The sequence below is a fragment of the Streptomyces sp. LUP47B genome (assembly GCF_001746295.1).
In the GTDB taxonomy this organism is placed as follows: domain Bacteria; phylum Actinomycetota; class Actinomycetes; order Streptomycetales; family Streptomycetaceae; genus Streptomyces.
Map to the genome: position 1 here is coordinate 430,106 of NZ_MJAH01000005.1, position 13,047 is coordinate 443,152.

Consider the following 13,047-nt stretch of genomic DNA (forward strand, 5'->3'; position numbering starts at 1 on the left):
TTCAGTCCCCCAGGTTGAGCGTGAGTTTGCCGGCGGCGAACGCCTCGGCGTAGCGGGCGTGGCATTCGATGCCGCGAATCCGTGCGAGGCCGAGGAAGGCCTCGCGGTCGTACCAGGGCCGGTGCCGCTGCGAGGGGTAGTGCTCCTGCAGCAGCCGTACCTTCTGTTCGGCGATCTCCGGCGACAGCGGCTGGTACGCCGTCGGGCGGCCGAGGTCGCCGTCCCACTTGACGATCTCGTAGCCGAGGACCAAGTGGTCGCGGAATGCGGTGGGAATGAGCTTCGCCAGGCCGCGGTGGTCCTGGTGCGCGTCATCGGTACGCGGGGCCAGGATCAGATCCGGGTCGGTCTGCGCGCGCAGTTCCTCGACGGCGGCCTTGGCCTCGTCCCAGTGCACGGGCAGCCGGCCGTCCGGCAGCTTGTGCACGGTCAGCCGCAGGTCGGCGCCCGGGCAGAAGGCGGCGAGCGCGGCCTGCTCCTCCTGCTCGCGCTCGCTGCCACCGCCGGTGAGCACCAGCGCGTCGACGCGGGTACCGGGGTGCGCGAGGCACATCGTCAGCAGTGTGCCGCCGGCGCCGATGGCGATGTCGTCGCAGTGCGCGCCCACCGCGACGATCCGGTCCAGGCGGCCGGCCCCGAGGCGGATCACGCGCCGACCCCGGCGTCGTCCCGCTCCCACACGGCCCACGGCCGGTCGCCCCGGGCGTAGGCCTCGTCGAGCGCGGCCCGCTCCTTCACGGTGTCGGTCGGCTTCCAGAAGCCGCGGTGCTGGTGCGCCACCAGCCGCCCGCTCTTGGCGAGCTGGGCGCATCCGTCGGCGACCAGGTCGCCGTTCTCCGGTATGTGGTCGAAGACCTCCTGGCGGAGCACGAAGTAGCCGCCGTTCTCCCACAACGGCAGTTCACTCACCGCGGTGATGCCGCCGACCAGGCCGTCCTCGCCCAACTCCACGCAGTGGAAGGAGGACTGGGGCGGTACGACCATCATCGACGCACCGGCGTCGCGCTGCGCGAACTTCTCGATCATCTCGTCCAGCGGGGCGTCGGTGAGCACGTCGGCGTAGTTGGCGAGGAACATCTCCTCGCCGTCCAGGTGGTGGCGCACCCGGCGCAGCCGCTCGCCGATCGGTGACTCGATGCCGGTCTGCACGAAGGTGATCGTCCAGTCCGAGATGTCGGTGGACAGCAGCTCGGTCCGCCCGCCGCGCAGCACGAAGTCGTTGGACGCGGTCTCCTCGTAGTTGAGGAAGAACTTCTTGATGTGGTCCGCCCCGTACCCGAGGCACAGGATGAACTCGGTGTGCCCGAAGTGCGCGTAGTAGCGCATGACGTGCCAGATCAGCGGTCTGGGGCCGACCATCGCCATCGGCTTGGGCACGTCGTCGGAGGTTCCGTTGCGCATCCGCATCCCGTAACCGCCGCAGAACAGAACGACCTTCATGCTGTGACCTCTTTCAAGGCGACGTCGACAATGCTCAGTTCCGGGATGGGAAAGACCAGCCGGCCGCCCCAGTCGTGCACGAAGGACAGCTGCTCGACCAGCTCGGCCCGCAGGTTCCACGGGAGGACGAGGACGTAGTCCGGTTTGTCGGCGGCTATCTGCTCGGGCGGCAGGATCGGGATGCGGGTGCCCGGGGTGAACCTGCCGTGCTTGTAGGGGTTGCGGTCGACCGTGTACGCGAGCAGGTCGGGCCGGATGCCGCAGTGGTTGAGCAGGGTGTTCCCCTTGCCCGGGGCGCCGTAGCCGACGACCGTCTCGCCGCGCTCGGCCGCCTCGATGAGGAACTTGAGGAGGTCCCGGCGCACCTTGGCCACGCGGGCGGAGAACTCGGTGTAGCCGGACAGCTCCTGCAGCCCGGCGGCCTTCTCGCGGGCCAGTACGTCGGCCACCCGCTCGGTCGGCTCACCGGCCACCTCGGCCGGCCGGGCCCACAGCCGGATGGAGCCGCCGTGGGTGGGCAGCAACTCCACGTCCACGAGCGCGAGTCCGCCGCTCGCGAGGGCTCGGATCGCGGACGCGACCGTGTAGTACTGGAAGTGCTCGTGGTAGATCGTGTCGTACTGGTTCTCCTCGATCAGGGTCAGCAGGTGCTGTACCTCGATGGAGACCCAGCCGTCGTCGGCGACCAGGGCGCGCAGTCCCTGGGTGAAGCCGACCACGTCGGGGATGTGCGCGTACACGTTGTTGGCCACGACCAGGTCCGCCGGGCCGTGCTCCGCGCGGACGGCCGCACCGGTGTCCGGGCTCAGGAACTCCGTGAGCGTGGGCACACCCGCGTCCCGCGCCGCTGCGCCGACGTTCACCGACGGCTCGATGCCCAGGCAGCGGATCCCCTGGTCCACCACGTGCCTCAGCAGATAGCCGTCGTTGCTCGCGACCTCGACCACGAAAGCGTCCGGGCCGAGACCCACCCGCTGTGCGGCATCGGCGACGAAGGTGCGCGCGTGCTCCACCCAGGAGGTCGAGAACGAGGAGAAGTACGCGTACTCCTTGAACGTCTCCTCCGGTGTGATCAGCGGCGGGATCTGCGCCAGCCAGCAGTCCGTGCAGACCCGCAGGTGCAGCGGGTACGCCGGTTCCGGCAGGTCCAGTTCGTCCGCGGCGAGAAAGCTCTCGCACGGCGGGGTCGCCCCCAGATCGACGACGCTCGCCAGCGTCGTCGAGCCGCAGAGTCGGCATCGTGTCATTTACGGCCCCCCATTGATTCGTCCCCCATTGATTCCGTCCGACCCGCGATCGCGGTGCGGTACCCCTCCACCAGGCGCTCGAGGCCGACGGCCGGGCTGAAGCCCTGCTCGTAACGACGTCGGGCCGCCTGGCCCATCTCCCGGTTGCGGGCCGGCTCGGCCGCAATCCGGCGTATGCGGGACGCGAGCGAGGCTGCCTCGCCCGGCCGGTGCAGCAGTCCGGTCACGCCGTCCTCGACGAGTTCGACGAACGCGCCGTGACCGGCGGCGACGGTCGGCACCCCTGCCGCCATCGCCTCGACGACCACCAGGCCGAACGCCTCGAGCCAGGTCGAGGGAGCCACCACGGCGACCGACCCCGCGATGGCCTTCCGGCACTCCGCCGTGTCCAGCAGACCGGCGTACCGCACGTCGTCCCGGCCCGCCGCCCAGGCGGTCACCTCGCGCTCCAGCGGACCCGTACCGGCGATCACGAGCGGCACGCCCACCCCGCCGCCCGCCGCGATCTCGTCCCACGCGGTCATGAGCAGCCGCACGCCCTTGGCCTCGGCGAGCCGGCCGAGATAGAGCACGTGCTCGCCGTCACCCGCTCGGGACATGTCCGGCTCCGGCACGAAGTTGTGCTTCACCGCCAGCCTCTCGGCCGGCATGCCGGACCGCACCAGGACGTCGCGCTGCGCCGCGGAGATGCAGAAGAACCGCTCCACGCCGGACCACCATCGCCGCCGGTTGACCGAGAGGCTGACCGCGAGCGGCACGGTCGCCAGGCGGGAGTTGCGGTAGCAGCCGTGCCGGACGGCGGGCAGCGGCGTGGAGCCGACGCACTCGGTGCACGGCCGGCCGTCCCGCTGCAGCGTGCCGGGCGGGCAGACCTGGGTGTAGTTGTGCAGCGTGGCGACCACGGGCACGCCGGCGTCGGCGCAGGCGGCCAGCACCGCGGGCGACAGCAGCGGGAAGACGTTGTGGACGTGGACCACGTCCGGCCGCTCGGCGCGGAGCCTGGCGGTGAGCTCCTTGCGGACCCCCGGGTTCCACGGCACGAGGAGCGGCACCGCGACCTTGCCGAGCAGGGACCGGTCGCCGATGTCGTCGCTGCGCCGCTCGAACACCTCGACCCGGTGGCCGGCCGCGCGCAGCAGCTCCACCTCCTGGTCGACGACCTTGTTCTCTCCGCTCGGCTGCGCCGAGGCGTAACGGTTGTGCACCACGAGGACGTGCATGCTCAGATCGCCTCCGATCTCTGGGCCCAGCGCGGGACGCGTCGTCGAGGGACGTCGGGCGTCGAGAGCGGAGCGGGCTCGGCGGGTGCCGCGAGGAGCGAGGCGGCCAGAGCCAGGTGCAGCAGATACGGTGACGCGTCGCCGAGGCCGGCCTCGGTGTACGACGCGATCGCGCAGTAGCTGATCAGGAAGATGGCGCAGGCCCGCTGCAGCGACGGTGGCCGCAGCAGCGCGACGCCGCCCAGCACGATGATGATCGCCGCGACGAGACTGACACCGATCAGGCCCTGTTCGTTGTAGACGGCCAGCCAGCTGTTGTCGATCGGCAGCCCACCGAACGACTTGTCGCCCAGGCCCACGCCGAACAACTGCTCCGAGGTCGACCGGGGCGCGGCCAGCAGGGCGTCCCAGACCTTGGCCCGGCCGGTGAGGCTGGAGAAGTTCTCCTTGCTCTGCCCGCGCAGGAACCACGCCTGCAGCGCGGAGGCGAACCCCACCGCGGACACCGTGGCGATCAGCACCGCCCAGGTGAAGAACCGGCGGGCGGCGGCGCTGGTCAGGATGAGCGAGCCGATCGCCAGCACGAGCCCCAGGAGCAGGCCGAGCGTGGCCGTACGGGTATGGGTCAACGCGAGCAGGACGAGCGACGGCACGATGACGACCGCCGCGCTCACCCGGTCGGTCCGGCGGCCCAGCAGGAGCAGCACGGTGAGGCCGATGATCACCGCGGCGTACTGTCCGATCTGCGGCGGGGTGAGCGGCCACAAGGCGCCGACGAGGCGTCCGCCGTAGATGTCGGGCAAGGCCGCGCCCGGCGAGACGGCCAGGCCGGCGGCCACCGATCCGAGCACCGCGAAGTACATCCGGATGTGGTGCCGGACGAACGTCAGGCCGCCGTCCCACCAGCGGCTGAGCAGCCACAGCGTGCCGACGAACAGAGCCAGCCGGAAGCAGCGGAACAGTGCGCCGAACCCGGACTCCAGGTGCGCGCTGGAGATCACGCTCGCCACCAGGAGGAGGGTGAGCAGTAGCACGTAGGCGCTGGCTCGGATCCGCAGCCGGGCATTGACCGCGAGCGCCAGCGCGAACGCGGCGACCAGTGCGCCCATGGTGACCATCTGGATGAGGGAACGGGGCAGCGGGATGATCGTCTTCGCCCCGGCGGAGCCGAGCGTGTTGAGGATCAGCAGCCCCCAGACCGTCCCGACGATCTTCGGTGTGCCGGCCGGCCGCGGTTCGGCGCCGGGCCGCGTGCCCGCCGGGTCCGTTGTGCCCGGCAGCGCGCCGCGTCGCAGGTCCTCGCCCATCTCAACCACCTGCCCGGACGCGGAAGGTGCTGCCCACGTCCTGCTGGTACGGCGTGCCCCGCCACTCCTGGAAGGTGAGCACCTGGCTCGGGTCGTGGGCGACGAACTTCCACGGTCCGAGGTAGACGTTGTGGTGCCAGCGGTTGTGCTGCTTCTGGGTGATCGCCTCGGCCACCTTCTCGCCCTTGTACGGCGACCAGTCGGGATAGGTGCCGTAGTTGGAGAGGACCGCCATGCGGTCGCACATCTCCGTGCACTTGACGACGGACTCGTCCAGCACGAAGCGGTTGTCGTGGATGTCCACCCGCTGGGTCTTCCACCGGCAGTCGTCGTAGAGCGGTGGCTTGGCGATCGCCGCCTTCGCGCAGCGGTGGGTGTTCTTCACCAGCAGGGTGCAGTCACCGGACGACGTGTTGGCAGGGCTGTTGCAGAACCGGTCGGCGTTCTCCCACAGGGTGATCCCCGACCAGTTATCCTCCAGCAGGTTCCGATAGATCTCGATCTTGTTCGTGCGGGCCTTGATCCGTGGTTCACCACCGGACTCGGACAGGTAGACGGTCGCGAACGGGAAGTTGTCGCCGCTCTCGGCCGCAGCGCGGCCCTCGACCCAGTTGTTCCGCCGGATCGTGTTGTTCCGGATGACCGCGTTGTAGCTGATCTCGTAGATCAGTGCGGCGCCGTCGTTGGCCTCGATCACGTTGTTCTCGATGCGGAAGTCGTTGTTGTTGGTGTCCGCCCACAACCCGGTGCCGCGGTTGTCGTGCACCCAGTTGCCGCGCACGTCGGCGCCGTCGACGGCCCAGAACTTGATGCCTCCGGTGCAGCCGCAGCCCTTGCGCCGCCGCTCCCAGTCGCCGGTGTTGTTGCCCACGATCTCGTTGTCCTCGACCACCAGACCGGTGATACGGCCTGTGGCCTTGTACGCGTTCATGCCGTACTGGCCGTTGTCACGCAGGCAGTTGGCGCGGACCTGCTGGCGGGCGCCCGCCATCAGTCCGGCGCCGGAGTTGTCCCGGATGGTCGCGTGCTCGATCACCCACCCGTCGGCCGAGTCGTGGTTCACCACGCCCTCGTCCGGCGGTGCCACGAAACGCTCCACGGTCAGGTAGCTGATGGTGACGTCGCGGGCGGTGCCGCTGAACGCGTACTGGTTCTTCTTCCGGCCGTCGAGCACCGCACCGGGCGCACCGAGGTAGCGATCCCCCTCCTTGGGGAAGACCTGGGCGTAGCGGTCCGGGTCGAGCCTGTGTCTGCCCGGTCGAAGCCAGAACGTGGTGTGCGGGGGGTTGCTCCTGGTCTTCGCCGCCAGGTCACCGATCACCGCGGGGTCGACCGTCACGGCGCCCGCCGGAGCCGTCGCCGGCCCGGCCGCGGGGTCGGCGCACACCCGGGCCACGGCTCGGACGCCGGACGTGGACGGCGTGACGGTCGGCTCCGAGCCCCGGGCGCCCGAGGCGCCTGAGGTGCTGTCACAGCCGGTCGCCAGCAGGGCCAGCGTCAGCGGTGCCACGGCCCACGCCCAGTGCCGCACCGTGATCCTCCCCCCGCGCCCCTGCTGTGAAAGTCCCGTACAGCGCCCACGGCGCCCGGCACGCACCCTCGCCACACCGGTCAGAGACCCGAGCAGCGTCTCCCCCACTCTCGGCTTCACTCGAAGCGAGGGGCCGCCGTCGAGGGCCTTCGTCCGGAACGCCGAGGGCAGGCACCGGACACCGCGGGCATGGCGCAGGACTTTCACGACACCCCCAAGCCGCGGAACCCGAGCACGGTGGTGAAGCCCCCCGTGCCGTCGGTGACACCGGTGCCGACGAGCGTCGTCGAGGGTTCCTTGCGCCCGAATCCGGCGGAGTACCAGCCGAGGGGCGGGTCGGTCTCGCCGCGGTGGGCCCGCCAGGACAGCTGCCCGGGCAGGTCGAGCACCGCGGAGCGTCCTTCGCCGTCCACGATCCAGGTGAGCACCGCCCTGTTCCCCACCAGGTCCGCGGCGATCGCCGGACCGAGGTGGAACGCGAGGCGTACGTCCCGGCGCGGGCCGCGCACCTCGTCGACCACCCGCAACTCCTGGCGCTCAGCGCTCAGTTCCACCGTGCGGCGGTGCACGTTGCCCTGGTAACCGTCGTGTTCGGCACACCAGCGGGCGGTTCCCCCGTCGGAGGTGCCTGACGTGTCGCTGACCAGGACGCGGCTCTCGGCATGCCGGGTCCACAGGAACGGGCCGCCGGAGACGGACTGGTCACCGCCGTCCAGCTGCAGGGTGTTGTGGCCGAGGGTCGAGCGGAAGTACTGCCGCCACTCGGGCTGCCCGTGGTAGCAGAACGTCCCCGGGTCGGCGAGCACGTCGACGCCGTCGTGCCGGACCTCCACGGACAGCGCGTCCGCGTGGGCGTGCGCGGCGATGGACAGGAAGCCGTGCGGCCCGCCGTCGCAGCGGCACCAGATCTCCTCCGGGCCGCGCAGGATGGTCATGCCGGCGTCGGCGAAGTGGGCCGGGCGGCCCTCAGGGCGGGCCACCGCCGGTCCGCCGGGCTTGATCAGCGCGGCCAGCAGCGGGGTGCGCACATCGGTGCCGGTCACCGTCGGCCACCAGGCGAGCCGGCCGAACACGGCGTCCCCGGTGGCCAGCAGCGAGGCCCAGCGGTCGGTACCCGCGCCGTCGACGATCAGACCGTGTCCGTCGTCCGCGTCTCCCTGGCGCGGCGGCCGCAGCCGGTTGTCCACGACGGCCGCGAGCGCGTCGGTCATCCGCAGGAGTACGAGCCGGACGGTCGGGGGGATCGGCACGCGCGCGGCGTCCGCCTCGGCCACCGCGGCCAGGCCGAGCTCCAGCACGAGCCCGTGGTATTCGGTCGCCAGCTCGCGGTTGAGGCCGGAGAGGTAGGTGTTGCCGCGCAGATGCCGCTCCAGCGACCGCAGCGCGCCGGCCCGCCAACGCTCCGACGAGGGGAACCAGTCGAACGCGCAGGCCGCCGCGAACTGCCCGGCGGCCTCGGCGATGACGTGGTTGTTCGCCGAAGACCCCCGGCTGGGAAAGGCCGCCAGCCAGCGCTGATGGTGCCAGATCTGGTTCAGGGCCACCGGGTTGCCCTCGAACAGACCGGCCGCACCGGACCAGCCGTCGAGCAGCCGGCGGATCCACACCCAGGACAGCAGCCGGATCCCCAGCTCGATACCGCTGATCCAGTGCACGCCGCGCAGCGGTGGGTTGGTCTCCCACCACGACCGCAGATGCGCGGCCACCCGCTCGGCGTACCGCTCGTCCCCGGTGACCGCGTAGGCGGCGGCGAGCACGGTGAGGTACTGGTGCCGGGACGGCTCCCAGATCTGCTTGATGTCCCCGACCGCGTCCTCGTTCCGGTACGGCACGTCGAAGGCGTAGCCCGCCGGAGCCCGGCGACCGGTCTTCGGGTCGCGCCACCAGTCCGGGTCGGTCAGGTCGTCGCGGACCACTCCGAAAAACTCGGCGTGCCCGTCCATCAGCCGGTCCGCCTCGGCGACGAGGCGCTTCGCGGCGTCCGGAGGTATCGCGGCGATCGTCCCCGCGGGCAGTACCGCGGTGAACCGGGCGCCGGGCATGTCGGGGCAGTTCGGCGGCGCCGAGCGCCACCGCCGCCTGCGCACCGTGTCGCCCACCCGGCCGCCGACCTCCCGCGGTCCCATCCGGGACAGCCGCCGCAGGTACCAGCCCGCACTCCCCGAACTCACAGTCATCGCGCCCCCGCCAGCGTCACCGGCGCGCCGCCCGCCAGGCCGGCCTGCACGGCGAGGGTGGCCGCCGTGGTGGCGACCAGCGACTCCAGCGGCACCGGCATCGGGCCGCCGGTCCGCACGGCCTTGATGAACGCGGCCAGCTCGGCGTTCTGGCCCTTGTCCCGGGCCTTGGGCAGCCGTGAACTCACCCAGCGCTTGCGGCCGTAGACCGAGGCACGGACGAAGTCGTCGAGCCGCAGCACCTTGCCGTCGGCGACCAGGTCCAGCGTCTCCTTGGGGAAGCCGGGCGCGCCGGTGGTGACGTAGCTGATGGCGGCGGTGGACCCGTCCGGGTAGCGCAGGACGATCTGCAGGTCCTCGTTGCCGGCCGGGGCGACCGCGTACACCGAGATCGGATCGGCATCGAGCAGCCAGCTCGCCGTGTCGATGAAGTGTCCGCCCTCGCCGGCGAACCGCGAGCCCTCCGTGCCCTGTTGGAGGTACCAGCTGCCGTGCGTCAGGGTGCCCGCGTTGACCAGGTAGCGCAGGCTCGCCGGACCGGTCCGGGCGCCGAACCGCTGCCTGGCCTCCTGCAGCAGCGGCGCGAACCGGCGGTTGAAGCCCACCTGCAGCCGGTCGTTGCCGGACTCCTCCACCGCCGCGAGCACACCGGCCAGCTCGTCCTCGGTGAGCGCCAGGGGCTTCTCCACGAACACCGTCTTGCCGGCGAGGAGCGCCTTCCGGGTCAGGTCGGCGTGCGAGCTGTGCCGGGTGACCACGAACACAGCGTCGATGGACTTGTCGCCGAGCACGGCGTCGAGATCGGTGGTCGCCTCGGCGAAGCCGAACTTCCGCTGCGCGTTGGCCGCGGACAGTGCGGTCGTGGTGACGACGGTCGACAACTCGACGCCCTCGCGCTGTGTCAGGTGCGGCAGCAGCATCGACGTGGCGTAGTTCCCCGCGCCGACGAACGCGAGGCGCACCGGCGTCTTGGCGGACCGGGCCGGACTCGGCTTCACGTTCACCGTGGGCACGGCCACCGCCGGAGATTCCGCTTCCACCTCTTGTTCGGGGTATCGGAACAGCGCGGTGATGGCCTTCAGGTCGCCGTTCTTCAGGCTCTGGTAGGTCTCGACGGCGTCGTCGAAGTCGGCGACGTGGGAGATCAGGGGCTCCACGTCGACCTTGCCGCGGGCGGCGAGGTCGAGGAAGCAGGCCAGATTGCGGCGCTCGGTCCAGCGCACGTAGCCGATCGGGTAGTCCCGGCCCTCCAGTTCGTACGCCGGGTCGTAGCGCCCGGGGCCGTAGCTGCGGGAGAACCGGACGTCGAGCTCCTTCTCGTAGTACGCGTTCCACGGCAGGTCCAGGCGGCACTTGCCGATGTCGACGACCCGGCCGCGGTCCCGGCAGAGTTGGGCGGCCAGCTCGACGGGCTGGTTGCTGCCACCGCCGGCGGCCAGGTACACCTGGTCCACGCCGTGACCGTCGGTGAGCTCGGCGACGGCGGCCTCCACGGCCGCGGACTCGGGATCGCCGCAGGCCGCGGCGCCCAGGCGCTCGGCCAGTTCGCAGCGCGCCGGGTCGGGGTCGACCCCGACGACGCGGACTCCCGAGGCGGTCAGGAGCTGCACCACGAGCTGCCCGATCAGCCCGAGGCCGATGACCAGCGCCACCTCGCCGAGCTGCGGTTCGCCCTGACGGACGCCCTGCATCGCGATCGACCCGACGGTGCCGAAGGCGGCATGCCGCGGCGAGAGGCCGTCCGGCACCGGGGCGTAGAGGTTCTTCGGCACCCAGTTCAGCTCGGCGTGCAGCGCGTGCTCGTTGCCGGCGCAGGCCACGAGGTCGCCGACCTTCACGTCGTCGACACCGGCGCCGACCTGCTCGACCACCCCGCACAGCGAGTAGCCCAGCGGCGTGTAGGAGTCCAGCTTGCCCATCACCTTGCGGTACGTGGCGGGCACCCCGTTGGTGGCCACGCTCTGCATGACCTTGGCCACCTGGTCCGGCCGGGAGCGGGCCTTGCCCAGCATCGACATGCCGGCCTCGGACACCTTCATGAGCTCGGTCCCGGTCGAGATCAGCGAGTAGGCGCTGCGGACCAGCACACCGCCCGGCTTGCACCCCGGCACCGGCACGTCGAGCACCGCCAGCTCGCCGCTCTTGTAGTTCTGAACAACCTGCTTCACCCGAGCTCCTCTTGTTTCCACGTCGTCAGGCGGCTTGGCTCCGGCCGGAGCCGGAGGTCGCGTCGCGATACCAGTACTCGAGCGTCAGCACATGCCACAGATGCTTGGAGAAGTCCTGCTGTCCCGCGGCGTCCTCGGCGACCATCCGCGCCAGCGCGTCGCGGCGCAGGATCCCGGAGTTGACGAGCACTCCGTCGTTCACCACCTCGCGCACCAGCGGTGCCAGATCGCGGCTCATCCAGGCCCGCAGCGGGGCGCTGAACAGACCCTTGGGCCGGTACACGATCTCCCGGGGCAGGATCGAGGTGGCCGCCTCCTTGAGTACGGCCTTTCCCTGCCGTCCGACGATCTTGCGATCACCGGGCACGGCGAACGCCGCCTTGACCACCTCGACGTCCACGTACGGCACCCGCACCTCGGTCGAGGCGGCCATGCTGGACCGGTCCGTGTACGCGAGGTTCAGGCCCGGCAGGAACATCCGGGCATCGCCCAGGCACATGCGGTTGACGAAGTCGTCGAGGTCGTTGTCCTGGTAGACGTCCGCGTGTTCGGTCAGCACGTCGTCGACCGTGTCGGCCAGGTCCGGATCGACCAGGGCGAGCAGCTCGTTCCGGTCGTACATGGTGTAGCTGCGCCGGAACGCGGTCTCCTCCGGCAGATCGGCGAAGGACAGGAACCGCTTCGCGAAGCGCACCGAGCGCAGCCCCCGGCGGCTCGTGGCGACCGGCAGCCGGCCCACGGCCGCGGACACCCCGCGGCGCAGGGGCCGGGGCACGCGCTGGTAGCGCAGCGCGAGCAGGTTGGCCAGGTGCTTGCGATACCCGGCGAAGAGCTCGTCGGCGCCCATCCCCGAGAGCATCACCTTGACCCCGGCCTCCCGGGCGGCCGAGCAGATCAGGAACGTGTTGATGGCGGCGGGGTCGCCGATCGGCTCGTCCAGGTGCTGCGTCATCTTCGGCAGCAGGTCGAGCACGTCCGGGGCGATCTCGATCTCGTGCAGGTCGACGCCGAACTGCTCGGCGACCTGCCGGGCGTAGCGCAGGTCGTCCGGCATCGCCTCGAATTTGGCGTCCTCGGCGCGGAACCCGATCGTGTAGGCGGATATCCCGGGATGGTCGCGGGCCGCCAGCGCGGTCAGGTAGCTGGAGTCGAGGCCGCCGGAGAGGAAGGTCGCCACGGGTACGTCGGAGAGCAGGTGGCGCCGGGTCGACTCCTCGACGATGGCGGCGATGTCCGGCTGGTCGCCGGCCCGGGCCCGCTCCTGGCCCTCGGCGGCGACGTCCTTCAGGTTCCAGTACCGGCCGCGCTCCACCCGGCCGTCGGGGCGGCACCTGAGCCAGCTCCCCGGCGGCAGTTTCTCCGCTTCGCGGTACGCGCACCGTGAGTCCGGCACCCAGTAGTACAGCAGCGAGGCCACCAGCGCCGCGTGGTCCACCTCCAGCGTCCCGCCGGTCGCGGCGGCGAGCGCCTTGAGTTCGGAGGCGAACACCAGGCCCCCGCCGCGCCGGAGCAGGAACAGCGGCTTGATGCCGAGCTGGTCGCGGGCGAGCACCAGTTCACCGGTGCGCTCGTCGAAGATCCCGAACGCGAACATGCCGCGCAGCCGGGGCAGGCAGTCCGTGCCCCAACGCCGCCAGGCCTCGAGAAGCACCTCGGTGTCGGAGGTACCGCGGAAGCGCACCCCGGCGGCCACCAGCTCGGCACGCAGTTCGGGCGCGTTGTACAGCTCGCCGTTGTACGTCAGGGCGAGGCCGTCCGAGACCATCGGCTGGGCGCCGGTCTCGGACAGGTCGATGATGGCCAGCCGGCGGTGCCCGAGCTGGACTTCGCCGTCACCGGCGGGGTGGCCGTACCGGCCGGCCCCGTCCGGACCGCGGTGGGCGAGGGTGTCGGTGAGCCGGTCGGTCACGGCCTTGCCGTCCGGCCATCGGTAAGTACCTGCGATGCCACACATGTC

The 13,047-nt window shown here is 71.2% G+C and carries 9 protein-coding genes; all 9 read right to left on the reverse strand.

Annotated elements, in window-relative coordinates:
- Position 1: 1 nt before the first annotated feature.
- The 9 genes from BFN33_RS18060 to asnB all read right to left on the reverse strand — a co-directional run bounded on the left by BFN33_RS18060 (position 2) and on the right by asnB (position 13,044).
- The gene (locus BFN33_RS18060; protein ID WP_069761085.1) at positions 2–649 is read right to left on the reverse strand and encodes a PIG-L deacetylase family protein; all 648 of its coding nucleotides are present in this window, start codon (positions 647–649) and stop codon (positions 2–4) included.
- Entirely contained in the window at positions 646–1,440 is a 795-nt protein-coding gene (locus BFN33_RS18065) for a sugar phosphate nucleotidyltransferase (protein ID WP_069761086.1), read from the reverse strand. Before BFN33_RS18065 ends, BFN33_RS18060 begins: the two co-directional genes overlap by 4 nt.
- Positions 1,437–2,687, reverse strand: coding sequence for a class I SAM-dependent methyltransferase (locus BFN33_RS18070; protein ID WP_069761087.1), 1,251 nt, complete (start codon positions 2,685–2,687; stop codon positions 1,437–1,439). The genes BFN33_RS18065 and BFN33_RS18070 overlap by 4 nt, the downstream gene beginning before the upstream one ends.
- Positions 2,684–3,907, reverse strand: a complete 1,224-nt coding sequence (locus BFN33_RS18075; protein WP_069761088.1) for a glycosyltransferase — start codon at positions 3,905–3,907, stop codon at positions 2,684–2,686. Before BFN33_RS18075 ends, BFN33_RS18070 begins: the two co-directional genes overlap by 4 nt.
- Positions 3,908–3,909: 2 nt before the next feature.
- On the reverse strand, positions 3,910–5,214 hold the full coding sequence (locus BFN33_RS18080) for a hypothetical protein (RefSeq protein WP_069761089.1): 1,305 nt from the start codon (positions 5,212–5,214) through the stop codon (positions 3,910–3,912).
- Position 5,215: 1 nt separating this feature from the next.
- The gene (locus tag BFN33_RS18085; protein ID WP_256122789.1) at positions 5,216–6,745 is read right to left on the reverse strand and encodes a right-handed parallel beta-helix repeat-containing protein; all 1,530 of its coding nucleotides are present in this window, start codon (positions 6,743–6,745) and stop codon (positions 5,216–5,218) included.
- Positions 6,746–6,948: 203 nt separating this feature from the next.
- A complete protein-coding gene (locus tag BFN33_RS18090) occupies positions 6,949–8,922 on the reverse strand; it encodes an alginate lyase family protein (RefSeq protein ID WP_069761090.1) in 1,974 nt (657 codons plus the stop codon).
- On the reverse strand, positions 8,919–11,090 hold the full coding sequence (locus BFN33_RS18095; protein ID WP_069761091.1) for a bi-domain-containing oxidoreductase: 2,172 nt from the start codon (positions 11,088–11,090) through the stop codon (positions 8,919–8,921). The genes BFN33_RS18090 and BFN33_RS18095 overlap by 4 nt, the downstream gene beginning before the upstream one ends.
- A gap of 25 nt (positions 11,091–11,115) precedes the next feature.
- A complete protein-coding gene (gene asnB / locus BFN33_RS18100) occupies positions 11,116–13,044 on the reverse strand; it encodes an asparagine synthase (glutamine-hydrolyzing) (RefSeq protein ID WP_069761092.1) in 1,929 nt (642 codons plus the stop codon).
- Positions 13,045–13,047 lie beyond the last annotated feature (3 nt).